The sequence below is a fragment of the Amycolatopsis sp. GM8 genome (assembly GCF_021653975.1).
In the GTDB taxonomy this organism is placed as follows: Bacteria; Actinomycetota; Actinomycetes; order Mycobacteriales; family Pseudonocardiaceae; genus Amycolatopsis_E.
This window is the reverse complement of the sequence record NZ_JAJKFK010000006.1, coordinates 353,789-376,992: the sequence shown is the minus strand read 5'-3', so window position 1 is coordinate 376,992 and position 23,204 is coordinate 353,789. Positions and strand designations below refer to the sequence as shown.

General features: G+C 69.4%; 19 protein-coding genes and 1 pseudogene. 13 read left to right on the top strand and 7 right to left on the bottom strand.

The features are described 5' to 3' along the window. Position 1: 1 nt before the first annotated feature. Positions 2-1,849: a helix-turn-helix domain-containing protein gene (locus LOZ83_RS28130; RefSeq protein WP_236794714.1), complete on the bottom strand. Its 1,848-nt coding sequence runs from the start codon at positions 1,847-1,849 to the stop codon at positions 2-4. 267 nt (positions 1,850-2,116) lie between these two features. Here LOZ83_RS28130 and LOZ83_RS28125 point away from each other — a divergent pair, with 267 nt between their 5' ends. The 6 genes and pseudogenes from LOZ83_RS28125 to LOZ83_RS28100 form a co-directional block, all read left to right on the top strand. Continuing rightward, the gene (locus LOZ83_RS28125; RefSeq protein ID WP_236794713.1) at positions 2,117-3,721 is read left to right on the top strand and encodes a cytosine permease; all 1,605 of its coding nucleotides are present in this window, start codon (positions 2,117-2,119) and stop codon (positions 3,719-3,721) included. A 124-nt stretch (positions 3,722-3,845) separates the two neighbouring features. Further along, on the top strand, positions 3,846-4,856 hold the full coding sequence (locus LOZ83_RS28120; RefSeq protein WP_236794712.1) for a cyclase family protein: 1,011 nt from the start codon (positions 3,846-3,848) through the stop codon (positions 4,854-4,856). Positions 4,857-4,910: 54 nt separating this feature from the next. Then, complete coding sequence (locus tag LOZ83_RS28115; RefSeq protein WP_236794711.1) at positions 4,911-6,332, top strand: amidohydrolase family protein; 1,422 nt, start codon at positions 4,911-4,913, stop codon at positions 6,330-6,332. A gap of 68 nt (positions 6,333-6,400) precedes the next feature. Continuing rightward, positions 6,401-8,320, top strand: coding sequence for an acetoacetate--CoA ligase (locus tag LOZ83_RS28110; protein WP_236794710.1), 1,920 nt, complete (start codon positions 6,401-6,403; stop codon positions 8,318-8,320). A gap of 11 nt (positions 8,321-8,331) precedes the next feature. Continuing rightward, positions 8,332-9,516: a thiolase family protein gene (locus LOZ83_RS28105; RefSeq protein ID WP_236794709.1), complete on the top strand. Its 1,185-nt coding sequence runs from the start codon at positions 8,332-8,334 to the stop codon at positions 9,514-9,516. Between the two features lie 107 nt (positions 9,517-9,623). Then, positions 9,624-10,453, top strand: a pseudogene (locus tag LOZ83_RS28100) (zinc-binding dehydrogenase); the annotation flags it as partial. A gap of 1 nt (position 10,454) precedes the next feature. Here the strand turns inward: LOZ83_RS28100 and LOZ83_RS28095 are convergent. After that, the gene (locus tag LOZ83_RS28095; protein WP_374202728.1) at positions 10,455-11,312 is read right to left on the bottom strand and encodes a TIGR03620 family F420-dependent LLM class oxidoreductase; all 858 of its coding nucleotides are present in this window, start codon (positions 11,310-11,312) and stop codon (positions 10,455-10,457) included. Next, positions 11,309-11,656 (bottom strand): nuclear transport factor 2 family protein, encoded by a 348-nt coding sequence (locus LOZ83_RS28090; protein WP_236794708.1) that lies wholly within the window; start codon positions 11,654-11,656, stop codon positions 11,309-11,311. The genes LOZ83_RS28095 and LOZ83_RS28090 overlap by 4 nt, the downstream gene beginning before the upstream one ends. A 71-nt stretch (positions 11,657-11,727) precedes the next feature. On the opposite strand from LOZ83_RS28090, the gene LOZ83_RS28085 reads away from it, so the two are divergent. Further along, on the top strand, positions 11,728-12,546 hold the full coding sequence (locus LOZ83_RS28085) for a MerR family transcriptional regulator (protein WP_236794707.1): 819 nt from the start codon (positions 11,728-11,730) through the stop codon (positions 12,544-12,546). 15 nt (positions 12,547-12,561) lie between these two features. Here LOZ83_RS28085 and LOZ83_RS28080 read toward each other — a convergent pair whose 3' ends face one another. Continuing rightward, on the bottom strand, positions 12,562-13,434 hold the full coding sequence (locus tag LOZ83_RS28080) for an alpha/beta hydrolase fold domain-containing protein (protein WP_236794706.1): 873 nt from the start codon (positions 13,432-13,434) through the stop codon (positions 12,562-12,564). Positions 13,435-13,594: 160 nt separating this feature from the next. Between LOZ83_RS28080 and LOZ83_RS28075 the strand changes: the two genes are divergently transcribed. Together LOZ83_RS28075 and LOZ83_RS28070 are read left to right on the top strand one after the other, a co-directional pair. Beyond that, on the top strand, positions 13,595-14,617 hold the full coding sequence (locus tag LOZ83_RS28075; protein WP_236794705.1) for an LLM class flavin-dependent oxidoreductase: 1,023 nt from the start codon (positions 13,595-13,597) through the stop codon (positions 14,615-14,617). 33 nt (positions 14,618-14,650) lie between these two features. Continuing rightward, positions 14,651-15,577, top strand: coding sequence for an IclR family transcriptional regulator (locus tag LOZ83_RS28070; RefSeq protein WP_236794704.1), 927 nt, complete (start codon positions 14,651-14,653; stop codon positions 15,575-15,577). Between the two features lie 8 nt (positions 15,578-15,585). On the opposite strand, the gene LOZ83_RS28065 is transcribed toward LOZ83_RS28070, so the two are convergent. Then, positions 15,586-16,548, bottom strand: coding sequence for an IclR family transcriptional regulator (locus tag LOZ83_RS28065; RefSeq protein ID WP_236794703.1), 963 nt, complete (start codon positions 16,546-16,548; stop codon positions 15,586-15,588). A 354-nt stretch (positions 16,549-16,902) separates the two neighbouring features. Here LOZ83_RS28065 and LOZ83_RS28060 point away from each other — a divergent pair, with 354 nt between their 5' ends. Then, complete coding sequence (locus tag LOZ83_RS28060) at positions 16,903-18,030, top strand: LLM class flavin-dependent oxidoreductase (RefSeq protein WP_236794702.1); 1,128 nt, start codon at positions 16,903-16,905, stop codon at positions 18,028-18,030. 1 nt (position 18,031) lies between these two features. Beyond that, entirely contained in the window at positions 18,032-18,850 is an 819-nt protein-coding gene (locus LOZ83_RS28055; RefSeq protein WP_236794701.1) for an SDR family NAD(P)-dependent oxidoreductase, read from the top strand. Between the two features lie 241 nt (positions 18,851-19,091). Here the strand turns inward: LOZ83_RS28055 and LOZ83_RS28050 are convergent, their stop codons facing one another. Continuing rightward, positions 19,092-20,000, bottom strand: a complete 909-nt coding sequence (locus LOZ83_RS28050) for an SDR family NAD(P)-dependent oxidoreductase (RefSeq protein WP_236794700.1) — start codon at positions 19,998-20,000, stop codon at positions 19,092-19,094. A gap of 76 nt (positions 20,001-20,076) precedes the next feature. Continuing rightward, a complete protein-coding gene (locus LOZ83_RS28045; RefSeq protein WP_236794699.1) occupies positions 20,077-20,868 on the bottom strand; it encodes an SDR family NAD(P)-dependent oxidoreductase in 792 nt (263 codons plus the stop codon). 226 nt (positions 20,869-21,094) lie between these two features. On the opposite strand from LOZ83_RS28045, the gene LOZ83_RS28040 reads away from it, so the two are divergent. Beyond that, entirely contained in the window at positions 21,095-22,300 is a 1,206-nt protein-coding gene (locus LOZ83_RS28040; RefSeq protein ID WP_236794698.1) for a cytochrome P450, read from the top strand. An 11-nt stretch (positions 22,301-22,311) separates the two neighbouring features. After that, positions 22,312-23,127, top strand: a complete 816-nt coding sequence (locus tag LOZ83_RS28035; RefSeq protein WP_236794697.1) for a mycofactocin-coupled SDR family oxidoreductase — start codon at positions 22,312-22,314, stop codon at positions 23,125-23,127. Positions 23,128-23,204: the final 77 nt, after the last annotated feature.

Here is a 23,204-nt window from a genome sequence, read left to right as displayed (position 1 = left end):
GTCAGCGGCCGCTGATGCCCCGCACCATCAGGGCCAGTTGCAGGGTCATCAGGTCGGCCGGGTTCGTGAGGTCGAGCCCCGTCGCGCCGGCCGCGCGCTTGATGCGGTAGCCGACCGTGTTCGCGTGCACGAAAAGCTTGGTACCGGCCTCCCGGTTGGACATGTTCGACGCGAACCAGGTGCGCAGTGTCGTCAGGATCTCCCCGCTACCGTGTTCGTCGAGCGCGTCGACCGGCGCCAGGGTCGCGTCGGCGAACTCACGGAGCGCCTCCCCCGCGCCCGATTCGAGCAGCAATCCGTGGACCCCGTAATCGGCCATGCGCGTCACCTCGCGGGAGGCGGGGGTGACGAGCGAGCCGGCGCGCAGCACGACGGTCAGGCCTCGCTCCACTTTGGTCAGTGACGGCACCGTCGCCCCGACGACACAGCGTGCCGAACCGTTTGTGCGGTCCCGGACACGTTCGACCATCCGGGCCAGCAACTGCGAGGCGGTCTCGTCGGGACCGTTCGCCGTGGTGCTGGGGATCAGGGCGACGACGTAGTCCCCGACCGAGCCGATGACCGGCCGCGGTTGCACGTCGCGGGCCACGTCGAGCAGCGCGCGGGTCAGCTCCGCCGGGGGTTTTCCGTTGGCCGGCACCAGGAACACCGCCAGCGTGTGCGGCTCGTGCGGAGCGTGGCGCAGCGCGGCCGCCCGGGCCATCACCGACTCCGCGTGCACCATCGCGGCCGGGGACAGCAGGTCGGACAACAGGTCCTTGGTGAGCCGGGCCTCGGCCTCGGCCCGCCGTTCGACGCGGCTGCGTTCCAGCGCGATCAGCAGGGCGCACCCCTCCATCGCCCAGCGCTCGTCGTCGTCGAAGCGTTCCGGGGAGTTCCGCGCCGCCCACAGCCGGGGCCGGGACGGCCCGCCGGTACTCACCGGAACCAGGCAGATCGCCGACGCGCCGTGCCACACCAGGTTCCCCGCTCGCCCGGACTCGATGATCCGCGCGATCTGCGTTTGGACGCTGTCGTCGGTGAGCACGGCCGCGATGTCGCGGCGGGAACCGGACCCGGCCGGGGCGGTCGCCAGTTCGGTGCCGTCCTCGGTGTCGATGGTGATCGTGGCATTGAGCTGGCGGGCCAGGAATTCGGCGATGCCCTGCAGTCCGACGTCCTGCAGCAGCAGCCTGGTGAGATCGTGCTGCAGGTCGCGCAGGCGCGAGACCGTGCGCTGGTGTTCGACCAATTCGTCGTTGGCGCGGGAGAGACGCGTCACCGCGTCCCGCTCGCGGTCGCGTCGCCGCGCGGCCACGATCGCGGCGGCCGCGTGCTCACTGAGCAGCGTGAGCAGCCGGATGGAATCCATGTCGAACCGGCGGCGTGCCGTGGTGTAGCCGGTGATCGTGCCGATCGGGGGGCCGTCCGCGGTCTGCAGCGGTGTCGCCGCGACGCCGCGCAATCCCTCGGCGCTCATGCTCCGGTGCCACCGGTCGAGGCCGGGCTCGACGAACGCGTCCTCCACGAACACGGGCAGACCCGTCAGCGCGGCACGGGCCGTGGGCGGTCCCGAACTGGCGGTGCCCTCGTCGAGCCGCATCGGCTCCGCGTTGGCCCAGTCCACATAGGCGGGTGTCAGACCGTAGGAGCCTTCGAGCCGGAAGGTCCCCAGTTCGGGATCGAGCACGTACACGGCACATTTCTGGAGGTCGACCAGCTCGCACGCCTGGCGCGCGATCATCGCCAGGACCTTGCTCAGGTCCTGTTCGGCATTGATCGCGCGAATACTGTCGGTCATCGCGCGCATCCAGACCGAGAGCACCTCGTCGGGCGATCCCGGCGGCCTGCCGACCGCGGATCTGCTCACCGTGCCATCCTCCCTGCCGAACGGTCCGCACCTCCTTGTGCGACGCACAACAAATGTACGTTCTGTCGTGCGCGGAAACATAGACCCGCGGCCTTTTCCTGAGCGAACCTGCGTTCTCAATGGGCTTCCACAGCGCAGCGTCGCCCCTACTAATCCGACGAAAAGTAGGCGAACCCCGAGCGGGTGCGTAACCGTTGCTACGCAAGCTGGATAGCCGTGACTGTCGTCGGATTAGTAGCGACCAGCACAGTAGGAGATGAGCCAGCGATGAATCCCCGTACCGGCCTGCCCACGCAGGCACCACTCCCCCCACTGAACGTGTCCACCACCGACGACCCGCGGGTCGTCCGCGAGGCCGCCACCGAGGACTACTCCCTGCACGTCGTGCCCCGTAGCTGGCGGCTGGGCCGCCTGCGGCTGGCCATGGCGTGGTCCTCACTGCTGACGGCGATGTTCTGGATCGTCGTCGGAGCCACGATCGCGCTCGCGGTCGGCACCGTCGACGCCATCATCGGGATGGCGCTGTCCGCCGCCGTCTACGGCGTGATCAACTACGCCCTGACCCGTGTCGCGACCACCAGCGGGCTGACCGTCGCGCTGCTGTCCCGGGGGCTGCTCGGCTATTTCGGGGCCGCCGTCGCGACGCTGGTTTTCGCGGCCGGCGCCATCTATTTCGCCACCTTCGAGGCTTCCGTGCTCTCTGTCGCTTTCCAGGCACAATTCGGCGGCTCGATCGCGCTCTGGTACGGGGTCACGATCCTGTACGCATTGCCGCTGGTCATCGGCGGCGTGCGCCGCTGGCTCGACCGGCTCAATGCCGCGCTCCTGCCGCTGTTCGTCGTCGGCGTGATCGCGGCCGTCATCTGGTCCGTCGTGAAATACGGCTACTCGGACAAGTGGCTGCACATTCCGGCCGCATCCGGGTCCGGAATCGCAGGACCCGGCTGGCTGTTCGCGTTCAGCGTCTTCATGGGCGTGTGGCTGATCATGTTCTACACCGTGGATTTCGCCCGGCTCGGCAAGACCGAGCACGCCAGGTTCAACGGAGCGGTCACGTTCGGCCCGGTGTTCTACACGTTCGCGATTCTCGCCAACGGCCTTGTCGGCATCTTCCTCACCAGCACGCTGCCCTCGTCGGGCACCGTCAGTGAAGCGTCACTCGTGGTGGGAATCGTCAACCTGATGGGGATTTCCGGGCTGATCTTCATTTTCGCGACCCAGACGAAAATCAACAGCGCCAACCTCTACCTGGCCTCCGCCAACCTGGAGAGCTTCTTTTCCCGGGTGTTCGGGGTCAGGCTGCCGCGCTGGTTCTGGGTCGGCGTGGCCGGGCTCGCGTGCTACCTGTTCATGCTCACCAATATCTTCACATTCCTGCTGAAGGCGCTGAACTACCAGGCGACGGTGGTCGTCGCGTGGGTGGCGATCGTCCTCGTCGAACTCGCTTTCCGGCGCGCACGGCGGGAAGGCCTACTGGACTTCCGGCCCGGCCGGGTGCCCGCGGCGAACGTGCCCGGGCTCACCGCCTGGATCGTGGCGAGCGCGCTCGGCATCACGCTGCTGGTCGCCACCCCGGCGTTCGCCGGGACCTGGGGCGCGCCACTGACCTTCGTCGCCGCCGTGGCGCTCTATGCCGTCCTGCGCGGACGGTTCGGGAACCCGACGGACCGGCGCCCGCGCCCGAACGACCCCCGCGACGAGGTTTCGGACGTCTGGGGCGACCGGGTGCGCTGCCACCGCTGCGAAAAGTCCTATGTCGCGGTCGAGATGGACCGGGACCCCAGCGCCTCGTACGCGCCGGTCTGCGCTTCGTGCGCCACAAGTCCGGCATTTCTCTCCGCGGCGTGGCGGGAGATGCGGCCACACCAGTGAAACATGAGCCGCATTGTGCGCGGCACAACGAATCGACCCCGTTTTGATGAGCGCAAACATAGACGGCGCGGGCACCTGACCGCGAGCATCAGTCTGGATGACCCAAGGCGCAAAGGAGCGACGAGTGACGGCACCGCGGACGCGGACCGGGCAGCTGCCCGGGACGCAGGGCCGAGCGGATGAAGTTCCCGAAGGAAGCGAAATCCTTCACGACTACATCCGCCGCTGCGGCAACTGGGGCCGCTGGGGTCCGGACGACGAGATCGGCACCCTGAACTACGTCGGCCCCGAGCAGGTCCGGGCGGCGGCGGCACTCGTCAAGAAGGGCGAGGTCATCCCGCTGAGCCTGCCGTACGACCAGCACGGCTGCCAGGACGGCGGCTTCCGGCAGAACCCGCAACTGCTGGTGAAGGCCTCCGGCACGGACTACGCCGCCGGCGCCCAGGAACCGACCCCGTGGGGCCCGGCCAAGGGCTTCGGTTTCTCCGACGACGTGGTCATCCTGCCGACCCAGGCCGGCACCCAATGGGACTCGCTGTCCCACATCTTCTTCGACGGGAACATGTACAACGGCCGCCCCGCCACCCTGTCCACCGCGACCGGCAGTACCCGCAACGGCATCCAGGCCGGAGTGGACAGGTTCGTGATGCGTGGGGTGCTGCTGGACGTGGCGCGCCAGGCGGGCGTGCACAGCCTGGCGCCCGGGCATGCCATCACCGTCGAAGAGCTCGAGCGAGTGGCCGATGCGGAGGGTGTGGAGATCCGGCGGGGCGACGCGCTCCTGGTCCGGACCGGCTTCCTCGGCGCTCGCCGCGGCCGGTGGGGCGACTACGCCGGTGGCCCGGCGCCCGGCCTGTCCCTGCACACCGCGCCCTGGCTGCACGAAAAGGAGGTCGCCGCCGTTGCCACCGACACCTGGGGCGTAGAGGTCCGCCCCAACGAGATCGCCCACGTGCAACCACTGCACACCGTGGCGCTGGTCCACATGGGACTGGCGATGGGCGAAATCTTCGATCTGGAAGCACTTTCGGCGAGCTGCGACGCCGACGGCGTGTACGAATTCCAGTTCGTCGCACCTCCCCTGCCGCTCAGCGGCGCGTCCGGCGCACCACTGAGCGGCCTCGCCATCAAATAACCGTCAGAAAAGCCATCAAGAAAGACAACGCTGTCCCAACCGATGGAGCGAACAATGAGCAACCGCATACTGATCAAAGGTGGCCATGTCGTCACGATGGACCCGGATCTCGGTGTCCTGGAAACCGGCGACGTCCTCATCAACGGCGACACGATCGAAGCGGTCGGCGCGAACCTGGACGCCCCGGGCGCCGAAATCGTCGACGCCGCGAACCGCCTGGTGATTCCCGGCATGGTCGACACCCATCGCCACACCTGGCAGACGCAGATGCGCGGCCTCTGCGCGGACATGTCCATCAGCGCTTACATGAACACGCTGCGGATGGCCATTTCGCCGAACTACACCCCCGAGGACGTCTACATCGGAAACCTCGTCGGGGCGCTCGAAGCGATCGACGCCGGGGTCACCACCGTGCTCGACTTCTCGCACTGCAACAACAGCCCCGGCCACGCCGACGGCGCGATCGACGGACTGCTCGACGCCGGGATCCGTGCCGTTTTCGCCTACGGTTTCTTCGATTCGGCCCCGCCGGTCAAGGGTTTCGAGAGCCATGCCGACCGGGTGTCGGACTACAAACGGCTCGTCGACAAGCATTCCGGACAGTCCCGGGTCCGCCTCGGGGTCTCGGTCAACGAACTCGGTTTCGTACCGTTTTCGCAGACCGAAGTCGAAATCGCGACCGCACGCGAAACAGGCGGCCTCATTGCCTTCCACACCGCGTGCTTCTTCGGCACGCCACTGTCGAATGGGATCAAGGACCTGCACAAGGCCGGGCTGCTCGGCCCGGACCAGGTGCACATTCACTGTGTCGCGCTGGACGATCTCGAATGGCAGTACCTGGGCGAAGCGGGCGCGAAGGTGTCCATCGCGGCCGAGACCGAGCTGAACATGGGCATGGGCTGGCCGCAGATGGAGAACTGCCGGCGGCACAACATCAAGCCGACATTGAGTTGCGACATCATCTCGCTGAACTCGGGTTCCCTGGTGCCGCAGATGCGCCTGGCGCTCGCCGCGGAACGGCACGCGCAGAACGAGCCGGTCAACTCCAGCGGTGCGATGCCGGAATCGCTGCAGACGAATGTGCTGGACGTGCTGCGGTGGGTGACCGTGAACGGCGCGGAAGCCTGCGGGCTGGGCGACGTCACCGGTTCGCTCACCGTGGGCAAGAAGGCCGACGTCGTGATCGTGGGCAATGCCGGCACTTTCACCGGCCAGCCCGCGATCAACCCGGTGGGCAACCTGATCTTCCAGTCGACGCCGCAGGACATCCTCGACGTCTTCATCGACGGCCGCCACGTCAAGAAGGACGGGAAGCTGGTCGGAGTCAATCTGCCGGAACTGTTCGCCCGATCCAACGCCTCCGCCGACGAGGTGCTGCGCAAGGTGCACAAGGAATTCCCCGTGCTGCCACCGCCCGTGGGCGGAAGCAAGTTCGAGGAACGCGAGAAGGAAGCCAAGGAGAACATCACCGCCTGACCGTCTTGCCGGTGGGGTCGCGGCCCGGCCCCACCGGCTTTCCATCCCCGTGAACTCGCGAGAAAGGCATGAGATTGGACGCCAGCGACGCTGTCCCGCTGTGGCAGCCCTCCGATGAGGAGTACCGCGCCGCCGCGGTCAGCCGGTTCGCGCGATTCGCCGGGCAGAGCGAGCATTACCCCAGCCTGTGGCGATGGTCCATTGAGGACATTGAACGGTTCTGGGCGACCGCGGCCGAATTCCTCGGCGTGCGCTGGTCGACCCCGCCCGAACGCGTACTCGGCCGCCGTGCCATGCCGGGTACCGAGTGGTTGCCCGGCGGCCGGTTGTCCTTCACCGAGCACATTTTCGCGGGGCGGGATCCGGAGAAGGTCGCGGTGTGTTTCGCGAGCGAAGCGCGCCCGGACGGCACCTGGACCTGGGGTGATCTCCGCCGCGAGACCGCGCGGATCCAAGCGGGGCTGGTCGCGAAAGGGGTCGGCCCCGGAGACCGGGTAGCGGCCTATCTGCCGAACGCGCCGGAAACGGTCGCCGCGTTCCTGGCGACGACGGGACTGGGCGCGATCTGGTCGTCCGCCGCACCCGAATTCGGTGTTCCCGCGGTGGTTTCGCGGTTTTCGCAGATCCAGCCCAAGGTTCTGCTGGCTGTGGACGGGTACCGCTACAAGGGCCGGGACGTCGACCGCGAGGCCGACGGGCGCTCGATCGCCGAGGCGATTTCCGCCGAGTATGTCCGGCTGGGCTACCTAGACGGCACCGGGTGGGAGCCGGGTTTCCTTGGTGCGCAAGATAGCGCGCTGCGCACGACACCCGTGGACTTCGATCATCCGTTGTGGGTGCTCTACAGCTCGGGCACCACGGGGCAGCCGAAGTCGATCGTGCACAGCCACGGCGGAATCCTGCTCGAACTGCTGAAAACCAGTGTCCTGCAACTGGGTCTCCGGCCGGCCGACCGCTTCTTCTGGTTCACCACAACCGGTTGGGTGATGTGGAACATCGTGGTCGGCGCCCTGCTCGCCGACGCCGCCATCGTGCTGTACGACGGCAATCCGGGCGGCGACGAGCTGTGGCGGCTGGCCGCGCGAACCGGTACCACCTTCCTCGGCACCAGCGCCGCCTTCCTGGACTCGTGCCTGCGCAACGAAGTGAAGCCGCCCGAACAGTACGATCTCACGGCGCTCCGCGCGATCGGCTCGACCGGGTCGCCGCTGGCGGCGGAATGCTATGACTGGGTCTACCGGACCTTTCCCGAGCGCACCTGGCTGCTGTCGATCAGCGGCGGCACCGATGTCGTCGGCCCTTTCCTCGGGGCCGCGCCGACCGTGCCGGTGTACCGGGGCGAGCTGGGCCCCGCCGCTTTGGGGGTCGATCTGCGGTCCTATACCGACGATGGACGAGCACAGACCGGGGCCGTCGGTGAAATGGTGATCGGGCAACCGATGCCGTCGATGCCGGTCTATTTCTGGGGTGACGACGACGGGCAGCGCCTGCGCGACTCCTATTTCAGCCGATTCCCCGGCGTGTGGACCCATGGCGACTGGCTCGAGCTCACCGCGCGTGGTACCGGCGTCATCACCGGGCGCAGCGACGCGACGATCAATCGCGGCGGGGTTCGGATGGGGACCGCCGAGATCTACCAGGCACTGCTCGATATGTCCGAAGTGGACGATGCGATCGCCGTCGACCTGTCCCGGCCTGGTGCGCCGGGCCGGTTGATCCTGCTGGTCGCGCTCGCCGACGGGCATCATCTCGATGACGCACTGCGACAACGGATCCGGACCGCGATCCGGACCGGCTGCTCGCCGCGGCACGTGCCCGACGAGATCGCCGAGATCCCCGAAGTGCCGCGCACCTCGTCCGGCAAACGGCTGGAAATACCCGTCAAACGCATCCTCCAGGGCGCGGACCCGGACTCGGTGGTCAGCCGAAGCAGCCTCGCCAACCCGGCCGCGCTCGACGCGATCGTCACCTACGCCCGGCAGAGCTGAAGGGACCGTGCATGCTCAACCCCCAGGACGTAGTCATCGTCGAGGCCGTGCGCACCCCGATCGGGCGCGGCCATCCGGTCAAAGGCATCTTCCGGGACCTGACCCCGCACGACCTGCTGGGTACGGTTTACCGGGCCGTGCTCGACAAAGCCGGGCTCGACGCGGGCAAGGTCGACGAGGTCATCACGGGATGCGTCCAGCAGATCGGCGAGCAGGGTGTCAACATCGCCCGCAACGCCTGGCTGCACGCCGGCCTGCCGGTCGAGGTGCCGGCGAGCACCGTCGACACCCAGTGCGGCGCTTCGCAACAAGCGGTGAACCTCGCGGCGGCACTGGTCTGGTCCGGGGTGCGCGACATCGTCGTCGCTGCCGGGGTCGAGCACATGGGACGCGTCCCGTTCGCCACCGGTGTCCGCATCCAGGAGGAGTACGGCGACGCCATCACCCCGTCGATGATCGAGAACTACGGTCTGGTCAAGGCGCAGAACCTGGTGGGACAGGGCCGTTCGGCGGAGCGCATCGCCGAGGCGTGGCACCTTTCCCGCACCGATCTCGAAGCGTGGGCAGTCCGTTCACACCGGCTGGCCGCGGCGGCGACGGACGCCGGCCGGTTCGACCGCGAGATCTGTCCAATCACGACAGACGACGGAACCCATCGCAGCGACCAGGGAATCCGGCGAGAGACCACGCCCGAGACACTTGCCGCGCTGCGACCGGCCTTCGCCGAAGACGGGCGCCTCACCGCGGGAACGTCGTCTCAGGTGTCCGACGGCGCCGCCGCGGTGCTGCTGATGTCGGCACGGAAGGCCGCGGAACTGGGCCTGACGCCACGGGCTCGCGTCCGCGATCATCTCGTTCTGGGTGACGATCCGTCGATGATGCTCACGGCCCCGATTCCGTTGACACGCCGGATTCTCGACCGCAACGGTTTGAAGATCGGCGACCTCGATGTGGTGGAGATCAACGAGGCCTTCGCGTCGGTGGTGAAGGCGTGGCTCGCCGAACTCCGCCCCGACGAGGACCGCGTCAACCCACGCGGCGGCGCGATCGCCCTCGGCCACCCCCTCGGCGCGTCCGGCGCCCGGCTGATCACGACCCTGGTGCACGAACTCGAAGACCTCGACGCCGAACTCGGCTTTCTCACCATGTGCTGCGCCGGCGGCATAGCCACCGGAACCGTGCTCGAACGCGTCTGAAAGCCCGCGCCGCCGCAGGTTCTGAGGTGGTTCCTCGCGAGGACAGCGCCGACGTGGTGAATTGGTCATTCATGAGGAGGCCATCCCGGAGCGAGGGCCGCCTCAGGTTGTGGACCCTGCGCGGGGTCGGGATCAAGGCCGAGCGGTTCCCGATGATCCTGGGCATGGACGGGGTCGGCACGCTCTACGACGGCACTCAGGTCGTCGTCCATCCCGTCGTCTCCGATCCGGCGTGGACGGGCGACGAGACGCTCGACCCGCGACGGACCCTGCTCACCGAGTTGCACCAGGGCACCTTCGCCGACTACGTCGTCGTGCCCGCGCGCAACGCGGTTCCTTTGCCGGACGGGGTTTCGGCCGCGCACGGCGCGGTGATGGGCACCGCGTGGCTGACCGCGTACCGGATGCTGTTCACCAAGTCCGGCCTGCGGCCCGGGCAGACGATGCTCGTGCAGGGCGCGTCCGGCGGCGTGTCCACCGCCCTCGTCCAGCTCGGCCGGGCCGCCGGGATGACCGTGTGGGTCACCGGGCGCAGCGAGGAAAAGCGGGCGCTGGCGGAGAAACTGGGCGCTCACCGCGTGTTCCCCACCGGCGCGAAGCTGCCCAGCCGGGTCGACGCGGTGTTCGAGTCCGTCGGCGAGGCGACCTGGGGCCACTCGCTCCGGGCGCTGCGCCCGGGCGGCGCGGTGATCGTCTGCGGGTCGACCAGCGGGCCCAACCCCGGCGCGGACCTGCAGCGGGTGTTCTTCCTGCAGCTGCGGGTCGAAGGCTCACGATGGGCACCCGGCAGGAACTCGCCGATCTGCTGACCTTCGTCGCGCAGAGCGGTATCCGGCCCCAGATCGGCCTGGACGTCCCAATGCGCGACGCGGAAACCGCGTTCCGCGCGATGGAAGCCGGCGAGACCACCGGCAAAATCGTCCTCACCGCGACATGACCTAAACGACGATCGAGTCAAGTCGGTGGGCCAGCGCCCGCAGCCCCGGCATCGGTCCCTCGCCCGGGGCGGGCAGGACCTGGACGGCGACGTGGTCGGCACCGGCGGCGAGGTGGGCGGCCAGTGCGGCGGCGACCGTGTCGGGCGTGCCGTGCGGGATCAGGGTGTCGATCAGCCGGTCGCTGCCGCCGTCCACGATGTCGGTCTCGTCGTAGCCGTGCCGCAGCAGGTTGTTGACGTAGTTGGACAGCCGCAGATAGGGATCACCGACGAAGGCGCGGCCGCGCCGCCGGGCCTCGACCGGATCCGGGTCCACCACGACTGTCTGCTCCGGCGCGAGCAGCGGGCCGGGTCCGAGCAGGCGACGGGCCGTCCGGGTGTGGGCGGGCACCGTCAGGTACGGGTGGCTGCCGGCGGCGCGGGCACCGGCCAGGCGCAGCGCGCGTGGCCCGAGCGCGGCCAGCACGCGCCGGTCACCCGGCACGCCTCCGGCGTCGAGGGTGTCCAAAAAGGACTCCATCCGCTGGTACGGCGACCGGTACCCGGCGATCGACTCCGGGTGGCCGACGCCGGCGCCGAGCAGGAAACGACCGGGATGGCGCGCTTCCAGCCGCCGGTACGACCGGGCGAGGGTGGCCGGGTCGTTGGTCCACATGTTGACGATCGCGGTCCCGACGACGACGTGGCGCGTCGCGTCCAGGACCCGCTCGGCCAGCCGCAGGTCACTCTCGTCGCGCTGGCCCAAACCGAGCCACACCGTGCCGTAGCCCAGATCCTCGGCCTCGACCGCATACTCGATGCGGGCCGCGTCGCCGTCCAGCGGATGGAGCCAGGCCCCGTACCGCCCCAGTCCCCTCACGGTTCGATGACCAGTGCCGCGATGTGACCGTCGCGCAGGGTGAACTGGAATCGCAGGTCGGCGACGCCGCCGGGGAAATCGCCTTCCAGGTGGTGCACAGCCACGTAGTGCTCGTCGTCGGTGCGCTGGGCGGAGACCAGTTCGATGGTGTAGGTGTACTCGCTCGCGGCGCGGGCCAGCCAGTCGCGGATCTCACGCCGGCCGCGGTAGGTGTGGCCCTCGTCGACCGCGACGGCATCTTCGGTGTAGCAGGCCAGCGCCGGGTCGAGGTCCCGGGCCTGGTGGGCGGCCAGGTAGCAGGTGATCACCGGGGGCAGTGCCCGGGTGTCGATCGGTTCACTCATGCCCGCCACGGTGGGCCCTCCCGCGGGGAGAGGGTCAAGCGCGCCGGGCCGGGTGGGTGCACAGTGGGGGAATGTCACGCGGATTGACGATCGGCGACTTCGCCCAGTTGACGCACCTGAGCGTGCGGACCCTGCGCCGTTACCACGAGTCCGGGCTGCTGGAGCCCGCCTCGATCGACCCCGTCAGTGGCTATCGCTACTACGCGGGCGAGCAGATCCCCACCGCGCAGGTTATCCACCGGTTGCGCGAGCTGGACGTCCCGCTCGCCGACGTGGCCAAGATCCTTGCCACCGAGGACGCCGAGGAGCGCGCGGGTTTGATCAGCGGGCACCTGCGGCGGCTCGAAGCGGAACTGGACCGGGCCCGGGCCGCCGCGACCTCGCTGCGGCGGCTGTTGCGTCCCGACGAGGGTGGGCTGCCCGTCGAACTTCGCTCGGTGGCCGCCCGGACGGTCGCCGCGGTCGACGGTGTCGTCGCTCAGGGGGACGTGCTGGTCTGGTACGAGGAGGCGATGGCCGAACTCGACGCGGCGATCGCCGGTGTGCCGTCGCTCGGGCCGGCGGGTGGGCAGTACGCCAACGAGTTGTTCACCGGCGGCCGGGGAGCGGTGCTGGTGTACCGGCCCGTCGCCGATCCGCCGCGGCGAGGCCGGGTGCGACCGGTGGTGCTGGCGCCCGTCGAACTCGCCGTGATCGTCCACTTCGGACCGCACGACGACATCGACGTCACGTACGGCCGGCTCGGCGCCTGGGTGGTCGAGCACGCACTCGCCGTGGACGGCCCCGTCCACGAAACGTATCTCGTCGGCCCGCGCGACAATCCTGATCCTGCGGCCTGGCGCACCGAGATCGGCTGGCCCGTCTTCCGCCTCTCCCCCGCCGCCGACTGACCACAGTGGACCCACTCACCCCGACACCGACTCTCCCACGGCCGCCACGACGGGCGGGACGACCTCACCGACAAACCGCACGATCTCCGTCACCGCCTCCACACTGCGCGGCGCGTCCGGATACCCGAGGTGCCACACGTGCGGGACGCCGTCGAAGAGCTGGATTCTCGCGGTCGGAACCGCGGCGCCGAAGGCCACCGCGTCGTCGCGCAGGCTCTCGTCCCGGCTGGCCTGGACCAGGATCGGCGGCGTGTCCGCCGGCCAGGTGCCGAGCAGCGGGGACACATAGGGATCGGTCGCGGGGTGACCACCCAAATATAGCGCGGCGGCCTGGTCGGCCGACTCCCGCGGGAAGAGCACGTCCCGTCCCGCATTATCCACAAAGGACTGTGACTCGTTCCGCAGGTCGAGCCACGGCGAGCAGAGTACGGCCGCCAACGGCCTGGGCAGCCCGCGATCCGCCGCGGCCAGCAGCAGCGCCGCGGCGAGGCCGCCACCCGCGGACTCGCCGCCGACCAGCAGCCTCCGTGATCCGAGCAGCGCGGTGTAGGCCAGCACAGCATCCAGCAGCGCCTCGGGATACGGCCGCTCCGGCGCGAGCCGGTAGTCCACCGATACGATTTCGCAGCCACACGCGACCGCCAGCCGGCAGTTCCAGCCGGTGAACCCGCGGGCGGAACCGAGCCGGTAGCCCCCGCCGTGGAACCACAGCAGCGTCCGGTCGCCGGCCACGTCGTCGGGCCGGACGGAGATCGCGGGCACCCCGTTGAGCACGATGTCCGACACCGTCACCCCGGGCGGAGGCGGCACCCGCGCACCCGCGTCCGCCGCCAGCCGGCGCTCGGCGAGTGCGCGCTCCGCCGCGGGGCCGCGCGTCACGACAACCATGGGATCACCTCGATGTGAATGGCACGCCAATACCTTCGAGAGTGGGATAACTTTCCGGCCGGCGCAAGCGCGGTCCCGATTTTCGCGCCATATTTCGGAATAGCGAAATGCTCTTCCCTTTTGCCCGAAAGCGTGCTTGCGTCGGCTCGTGAAGTTTTCCATGTCCTTGCCACTGGTGCGTGATCTCAGCGACCGCGCGCCGTACCGGAAGACACTCGAACTCCTCGCCCTCGCCGAGGAGGCGGGGTTCGACACGGTCACGATCGGCCAGCACCATTTCCGGCAGGGCGATCCGGCAGATCCGCTGACCCTGCTGGCGGGGTTCATCACGCACACCGAGCGGTTGCGCTTCGGCACCGGGATCCACATCCTGCCGATCCACCATCCGCTGCTGGTCGCGGAGCAGGTCGCCACCCTCGACCAGCTCAGCGGGGGCCGCGTGACACTGGGCGCGGGCATCGGCTGGAACCAGCAGGAGTACCGCGTCTTCGGCGCCGATTTCGCCCGCCGCGGCGAGCTGATGGAAGAGGCGCTCGAAATCCTCAAGCTGGTGTGGGAGCACGAGAATACCGCCTATCAGGGGAAATTCTTCGATTTCGAGGAACTGACCGTGTACCCCCGGCCGGTGCAACGCCCGTCGCCGCCGTTGTGGGTCGCGGGCGCCAGGCATGTGGCGGTGCGGCGAGCGGCGCGACGGGGCGACGCGTGGTTGTGCGGGCCGGTCCAGGCGCTGAGCTCGGTGCTGGAGCTGTTGCCGACGTATCGGTCCGCGTGTGCGGAGCTCGGCAAGGAGCCCGAGTGGGTGCTGCGCCGGTTCGGCTGGGTGAAGCCGACCCGGCGTGAGGTCGAGGAGGGAATGCTGCCCCGCTATGTGCGCGGTCTGGTGGCGCATTGGCGGGAGTCCAGCGAGGTCGCCGAGCCGCGGGCGATCGTGCGCCGGCTGGACGAGGGCGAGGACGTCCCGGCGGCGGAGATCGCCCAGGACCGGCTGCTGTGGGGCGCGCCGGACGACGTGATCACGCAGATCCGCCGGTTCGAGGAGCTGACCGGGGCCGGCCACGTGCACATCGCCTTCGGCGCCGGGATCCCCGCGACCGGCGTCGACAACTCGTTCGTCGGCGAGTTCGAGGAGCTCGCCGACATGATCCGGCTCTACGGCAGGCACGTCATCGGCGCCTACTGACACAATCCCGGTCCGACCTTTGGCAGGTGGCACGTGCCGACACCCTCGGCGAGATCGGCGACCCGGGCGGTCGCCGTCCTCGACTACTTCACGACCCATCCCACCCGGCCGTGCACGCTGTCGGAGCTGGCGGTCGAGGTCGGCGCCAGCCCGTCCTCGCTCACCTCGGTCCTGCAGGCGCTGACCGACACCGGCTACCTGGTCCGGCACCCACGGCACAAGACCTACGAGCTCGGCCCCGCGCTCATCGCCGTCGGCCGCGCCGCGAGTGGCCGGCACCCGGTGGTGGATCTCGCCCGGCCGGAGCTGCGGGGCCTGGCCGAGCGCTTCGACGCCGACTGCGTGGGCAGTGTCCTCGTCGCGGACGAGATCCTGATCCTCGTCGTGGAGGGCCGGGCGTCGCAGAACACCCGCGGTGTCTCGATCGGCCACCGGATCCCGCTGGTGCCGCCGTTCGGGGAGATCTGGCTCGCCCACAGCGAACCCGACGCCGTCCGCCGGTGGCTCGCCGGCGTGCTGCCGGAGGAGCCGGACGAGGCGCGCTCAGGGGCGGCCGACACCGAGCGGCGCCTGCACGAAGTCCTGCGGCGGGTGCGGGAACGCGGGTTCGCGGTCAACCTCCGCAGCGAGTGGCTCGACGCGTTCCAGCACGCGCTCCTGGGCCAGCGCGCCTACGGCGACGACGCCCGGGGGCAGCTCGCCCGGATGGCCGCTTCGTACGACTCCTACGAGCTGCTCGACGAGAGCCCGGACGCGACCTACGAACCGGAGATGATCATCGCCCCGGTGTTCGGGCCCGACGCCTCCGTCGTCTTCGCCATCACCCTGACCGGCCTGAAACCGTGCACGGGCTCGGAGATCGACCACATCGCGGCGGGCGTCGCGGAGACCGGGCTATGGCTGACCAGGGCCATCGGCGGGCGCGTCCCGTCGGGCAACGGGTACGACCGCACCGCGTGAGGACGCTGTCAGGCGGAGGCCCGCACCGATCGCGCGTGCGGTGCGGGCGCCGGGCGGACGTCCGCGCGCGGGAGGCGCCCGGCGCCGCCGGCCACCCCACCGATCTGCCGGGTCACCATCCGTCCGGCGGAGGCGATCTCGTCACCGATCCGCCGCAGCTCGTGGCCGCTGACCTCGGGCAAGCCGCACGCGGTGATCGCGAAGACCACCTCGCCGTTCTCGCCGAAGACCGGCGCGCTGATCAGCGAGACCGGGTACCGCCGGTCCGGCTTCTCGTCGACGAGCTCGTAGTCGTCGCCCACCGACTGCACGGCCACGGCGAGCTGGGCCCGCAGCGCACCGTCGCGGGGACGGCGGGCGAGGCCGGCGAGGATGACGCGGACCTTGTCGAGTTCGGGACTGGCCAGGTTGACCGCGTAGCCGCGCGCGTGCACGTGACGCAGTGAGTCGAGCAGGCGGCCACGTTCCGGCGACCGGACGGACTCGCCCAGGCCCCGGGTGATCCAGGACTCGATGGCGGCCGGGTTGCTCCAGGCCAGGAACACCTGGCCGAACGGCGGCACCAGCGGGACGCGGTCCCCGAGCGCGAGCGCGTACGACCGCGCCGACGGGCGCCCCGCGAGGGCGAGCATCAGGATCTCGTCGCCGACCACGACCGAGCCGACACATTCGGTGCCGATCGTCTCGGCGAGGCGCCGCATCTCCGGGCGCGCCAGCTCGACGAACGGGTGCCGCTGGTTCGCCGCCTGCCCGATGGCCAGCAGCGCCGCACCCAGCTCGTAGGTCTTGTGGCGCGGATGGCGGGTGAGGTACCCGGTGTCGGTGAGCGAACGCAGCACCGACGACAGCGACGCCAGGTTGATGCCGAGCGACACGGACAGCTCCGACAGCGTGAAGGACCGCCGTGGATGAGCGGTGAAGAAGTCGAGCACGGCGATAGCACGCGACGCGGCCAGTGCGGCGGGACTCATCCGGTACTCCCTCGGACCGAGACGGGTGGTGTACGCGCAGCGACGCTCGCCTGCGACCGGTGACAGCCTCGCCACCATCCGTCCACCATTAAACCTCCTGACTTCGGAGAATTCAAAAGGATTTCGGTATGCCGAAAAGTTCTTCGCGCCTCCTACCAGACGAGCGGCGCGCGGTGTACCGCCGGGCGGGCCCCGGCCGGGCCTGTTGACACCGGGTCCCGGCCCATGATTCATTCTTCGTGCGGAAAATGAACGGCCAACCTTTTTTCATATATCAAAACAGATTCTTTTGATATCTCGAAAAAAGGGTGAGTGCGCATGCCCGTCGACACCCCCCACCGGAGTGAGGAAGACATGGAGCTCGGACTCTTCGTGCAGAACTACGTCCCCGCCACCCGCTGGCGTGGGGTGCCGGACGCGGAGCATCGCGTGATCGAGCAGGACATCGAAGTGGCGGTCACCGCCGACCGCTACGGCTGGAAATATCTGTGGGCGAGCGAGCACCATTTCCTCGAGGAGTACTCGCACCTGTCCGCCAACGACGTGTTCCTGGCCTTCGTCGCCGCCCGGACCTCCCGGATCCACCTCGGATCCGGGATCTTCAATCCGCTGCCCCAGGTCAACCATCCGGCGAAGGTCGCGGAGACCGTCGCCTACCTGGACCAGATCTCCGGCGGCCGCGCCGAGTTCGGCACCGGCCGCGGCGCGGGCAGTCACGAGATCCTGGGCTTCCTCGACCACGCCGAGATCACCGAGACCTCGACGACGAAGGAGATCTGGGAGGACGTCATCGGCGAGTTCGCGAAGATGTTCACCCACGATGTCTACCCGGGGTACCGGGGCAAATACTGGTCCCTGCCCGAACGGCACATCCTGCCCAAACCGTACGGCGGTTCGCACCCACCGATGTGGTACGCGGCGGGCAACCCGAGCAGCTACGAGATGGCGGCCCGCAAGGGATTGGGGGTGCTGGGCTTCTCGGTCAGCGCCATCGCCGAACTCGAACCCGTGCTGGCCGCGTACAAGGGCGCCATCGGGCAGGCCGAGCCGGTCGGCGCGTTCGTCAACGACAACGTGCTGGTGACGATCCCGATGTTCGTGGCCGAGGACGCGGCCGAGGCACGGCGCAAGGCGCTGCGCGGCGGGCTCGGGTATCTCAACAGCCTGGTGTTCCGTTACCACGACACGTTTCCGAGGCCCGCGGGCGTGCCGCAGTGGCCGGCGCTGCTGCCCGACCCCGACGCGGACGGGCTGGAGGAGTCCATCCGGAGCGGACGGATCATCTGCGGCGACCCGGACGAGGCCCTGGAACAGATCCGGCGCTGGGAGTCCGCGGGGGTGGACCAGCTCTGCTACGCGTCGCCGCCCACCACACACGAGGACTCGCTCGACACGATCAGGCTGGTCGGCGAGTACGTCATCCCGAAGATCGACGGTGCCGCGGAACACCGGACCGCGGCCTTCCGCAGGACGGCGGCCTGACATGACGAAGACCGGGTTTGGCCTGCAAGGGAAGAACGCGCTCGTCGTCGGCGGCGGCTTCGGCATCGGCCGCGAGACGGCGCTGCTCCTGGCGCACGCCGGCGCGAACGTGGCCATCGCGGACATCGACGTCGACCGCGCCAAGGCGGTCGTCGCCGAACTGGAGGCGATCGGCGTCGGCGCCGCGGCGGTGGCCGGTGACGTCACCGTCGAGGCGGACGCGATCCGCATGGTGGCCGAGACGGTGGCGGCGTTCGGCAGTCTCGACGTTGTCGCGAACATTGTCGGTCTCGCCGCCTGGACGGACTTGATGTCGGTGGATGAGCGGAGCTGGGATCTCGACCTGCGCCGTAACCTGACCCATCACCTGTATCTCGGCCGCGCCGCGGCACGGGTGATGATCGATTCCGGGGCCGGGGGCGCCATGGTGATGGTGGCGTCGGTGAGCGGGGTCTACGGCGCGCCGATGCACGCCGCCTACGGTGCGGCCAAGGCGGGTTTGATGGACCTGGTGCGGACGATGAGCCAGGAATGGGCGCCGCACGGCATCCGGGTCAACGCCATCGCGCCGGACAGCATCGCCACGCCACGGGTCGTCGCCGCGATGGCGGCGTCGGGCCTGACCTGCGACGACAACGCGATCGCCAACGGGGTCCCGCTCGGGCGCGCCGGCCTGCCGGACGAGATCGCGGGGCCGCTGGTGTTCCTGGTCTCCGACCTCGCGAGCTTCGTCACCGGCCAGACCATCATCGTCGACGGCGGCATGCGCGCCGTCTTCCCGCACCGCGGCGGTGGCGCCGCCATGGCGCGGAAGGCCTGAGCCGGGACCGTCCGATCAGGACACCTGCCGCACACCGGCCGGTTTCCGCTCGCCGAGCACCAGCCCGGGAGGCAGGCGTCCTGGCCGATGTGCGGCATGTCGTCGTTCAGGACGCTGCGCGGTGCGTGGCGTCGAGGGACTCGCTGGGATGATCCAGCGCCGTGTCAGGCGCCAGACCAACCGGCCAATGGTGTTCGCGCCGTCCACCGGGGCCCAGGTGGGCCACCGGTGCGGCGCCGCGTCAGTTCTCCTGGAACTGGGCGATGTGCGCACCGGACAGGTCGGGGCGCCCCGAGGGTTTGCGCGGCTGGGGGCCGGTGTAGCCGGGGACGAGGTCGTGGTCGGCGCAGAACTGCTGGGCGAAGATGGTGTGCCCGTTGAGTTCGGCGGCTTCGGGGGCGGTGGCCAGCCAGGCCACCACGGCGCCGACGACCTCGGGTGGTTCCCCGTTCGCGGCGAACCCGAAGCGGGCCATGTCCTGCGCGATGCGTTCGGTGGCGGTGTAGCCGGGATCGACGTTGAACGCCTGGATGCCGTCCGGGCCGTGCTCGACGGCCAGGATCCCGGCCACCCGGTGCAGCGCCGCTTTCGTGGCCCCGTAACTGATGCCCCATCCCCCGGCGCCCGCCGGCTTCAGCGGGTCGCTGAATCCCGACGAACTGGTCAGGTCGATGATCCGGCCGCGGCCGCGCTCGATCATCCGGGGCAGGAAGATCTTGTTCAGCTGCAACGGGGCGAAGAAGTTGCCCTGCATGTGGTTCTCGATGACCGACAACGGCGCCCCCAGCAGGGTGTCCATGTGCCCCGGCCCGATGTAGCGGGCGTTGTGCACCACCACATCCACCTGGCCCCAGCGTTCCAGCACGGTCGCCGCCGCCACCCCCAGCGACGGCCGGTCCAGCAGGTCGGCCTGGAGCAGCAACGCCTGCCGGCCCTCTTTTTCCACCAGTGTCGCGGTTTCCCGCAAACTTCCCGGCAGTGCGGAGGTGTCCGACGAGTGGAACGACGCCGAATGCTCCCGCTCCTCCCCCGGCTCCACGGTGCGCGCCGTGATGGCCACATCGAACCCCGCGCGCGCCAGCGCCACCGAAATCGCCTTGCCGATCCCCCGGCTGGCCCCCGTCACAAAGGCAACCCTGCGATCCGACATCACAACCTCCTCCGGCAGCGCGGAAACCACGCCATCCGCATCGACAACTCGGTATCCCACAAGCAAGAACGGCCCGTCAGCTGAGCCCGTACCGCCGCACCACCTCGGCGACCTTCATGACCTGACCGGACCGGGCACCGAGGTCCTCCTCGGCGTAGATCTGCCGCACCGCCAGACCGGTCAGCCGCGGCGACTGGGCGCGGTCCTTCCAGTCCGGGGCGAAATCGTGCTCGTGCATGATCGCGCGCTCGGTGATCTGCATGCCCGGTCTGACCTCGATCGACGCCACGCCGTGGGCGCGCAGCTCGTGCGCCATGTCCGCGGACAACCTGCTGACGGCCGCTTTGCTCACCCCGTAGGCGGTGCCCAGGATGTAACCGTCCGCGGCGGCCGACCCCAGGTTGACGATGGCGGCCCGGTCCGAGCGCAGCAGCAGCGGTACCGCCAGCGCGCTCGCCACGTAGTAGGAACGGACGCCGACATCGTGGTAGTCGTCCCAGACATCGAGCGGCTGGGTCCAGAACCCGCCGTCGCCGTAGAGCTCCGGCGTCCGGTCGAACCGGGAGCCGAGGGCGCTGTTGACCAGGAGGTCGAGCCGCCCCTGTTCGGCCTCCACCCGGGCGAACAACGCGCGGGTCGACTCGTCGGAGGAATGGTCGCATTCCACCGCGATCGCCTGCCCGCCATCGGCGACGATCTCGTCCCTCGTGTCGTCGATGGTGCCGGGCAGGATCGAACTCCCGCCACGGCGGCTGCGGCCGGTCAGGTAAACGGTCGCGCCGGCCGCACCCAGGACCAGCGCGACCGCGCGCCCGACGCCCCGGCTGCCACCGGTGACGACTGCGACCCTTCCCTTCAGCGGCTCCACGATCGAAACAGTAAAAGGACGGTGGTCCCGGCGTCAACGAGAACAGGGTACTCAACCGTGCGACGCGAGCAGAAAGTCCACAAAGGACAGCACCGTGCCAGGTCTTGACTTCCCGGCGCGCGAGCGCAATATAGTACCGTGAGCGATCCGCGCCTTCCGGTATTTCTCAGCCGCACTTTTCGATATCCCGAATTCCAGTTTTGACATTTCGAAGAGGAGCCTGATGATGACCCTCGGCCTGGATGTCCCGGAGACCGACTTCGACTTCGGCGACGAGAGCCGCGGCCAGACGCAGGACCTGCACGCCCTGTTCCGCGAGTGGCGGGCCGAAGCGCCCGCCCGGCGGGTCCGGGTGTTCGGGCAGCCGGCCGTCGCGCTGCTCAGTTACGAGTTCGTCGCCGACGGTTTCCGCGACGAGTCGACGCTCCCCGCCGCGACGTCGTACATCGCCACCTCCGCCCATTCGCTCGGCCGGTTCGTCTCCACCTTCACCGGCGACGAGCACAAGGTCCGGCGGGCCATCCTCACGAAAGCCTTCCGGCGCAACGTCGTGCCGCGCTATACGGACCTGATCCGCCGCGTCGGCCGCGAGCTGGTCGCCGAGATGGCCCCGAGGGGCCACGCGGATCTGGTCACGGACTTCACCAAGAGGTTCCCGCTGCGCATCATCTCCCGCCTGCTCGACCTGCCGACCGACCGCGAGGATGCGACGCTGGCCACGATGGCGATGGATCTGATCCGCTGGTCCCATGATCCCGAAAAAGCCATGGCCGCCAAGGATGCCTACGTGGACATGGTCACGCCGCTGATCGAACAGCGGCGCGCGCATCCGGGCGACGACCTCATCTCGGTGGTCGTCACCGCCGAGGTCGACGGCGAGAGGTTCAACGACGACGAGGTGCACGCCTTCATCCGGCACCTGTTCCCGGCCGGCGCCGACACCACCTACCTGGCGCTGGGCAACGTGTTGCGCGCGCTGCTCACCGAACCCGCGCTCCTCGACCTGGCCCGGGAGAACCCGGAAACCCGGCTGCCGATCATCAAAGAGGCGATCCGGTGGGATTCCCCGGTGGCCAACCTGCCGCGCTCGTCGCCGCCGGACCGCTCGGTCGTCTGGCACGGCATGAGCCTGCCGCCGTCGACCCCGCTGGTCTACTCGATCATGTCGGCGAACCGGGACGAGAACGCGTTTCCCGATGCCGACAAGCTCGATCCGGCCCGCAAGCTCAGCACCGCGGCGCTGACGTTCGGCCTCGGGTCGCACCTGTGCGCCGGCCTCCACCTCGCCTACGCCGAGCTGGAGATCGCCCTCGACACGCTGCTCGGTGGGCTGCCGGGGCTCCGAATGGCACCGGGGGCGGTGGCCCGCGACACCGGGACGATCCTGCGGGGCCCGGCCGAGCTGCCCGTCCTGTTCCACGCGAACGATTAGGAGTCGAAGCCATGGCTGGCAAGCTGGAGGGCAAGGTCGCCTTCATCACCGGGGCCGCGCGCGGGCAGGGCCGGGCCCACGCCGTCCGCCTCGCGCGAGAGGGTGCGGACATCATCGCGATCGACGTGGCCGGACCGCTGCCGCTGGTTGTCTACGAGTCGCCGACCGAGGAGGACCTGCGCGAGACGGCCCGGCTGGTGAAGGCCGAGAACCGCCGGATCGTCGCGGAACGGTGCGACGTCCGTGACCTGGCTACGATGCGGTCCATTGTGGACGACGGCGTCCGGCAGCTCGGCCGGCTCGACATCGTCGTCGCGAACGCGGGAATCTGCATTCTCGCGCCGTGGGACGAGACGACCCCGGAGAACTTCCAGACCACGATCGACACCAATGTCGTCGGCGTCTGGAACACCGTGATGGTCAGCGCACCGCACCTGATCACCGCGGGCGGCGGTTCGATCATTCTCACCAGTTCGTATGCCGGCAAGAAGATGCAGCCGTTCGCGGTGGGCTATACCGCCAGCAAGCACGCGGTCACCGGACTGGCCCGGGCTTTCGCCGCCGAACTCGGCAGGCACCGGATCCGGGTCAACAGTGTTCATCCGGGCACGGTGAAGACCGGAATGGCCACCGCCGATATGCAGAACGCCATGGCCCGCGCCATCGAGACCAACCCGTCGCTGGGCAACATGGGTACCCCGTTCCTGCCGGCCTGGGCCATGGAGGCCGAAGACATCGCCGGCGCCGTGGCCTTCCTCGCCTCCGACGACGCGCGCTTCATCACTTCCGAGCACCTGAGCATCGACGCGGGAATGCAGTACTTCTGAGCCCATCGGCAAACAGACGTGGGGCCGGGCGGGGGGGCGGGCGGGCCCCCGGCGGGTTGGCCGGGGCGGCTGGCTAA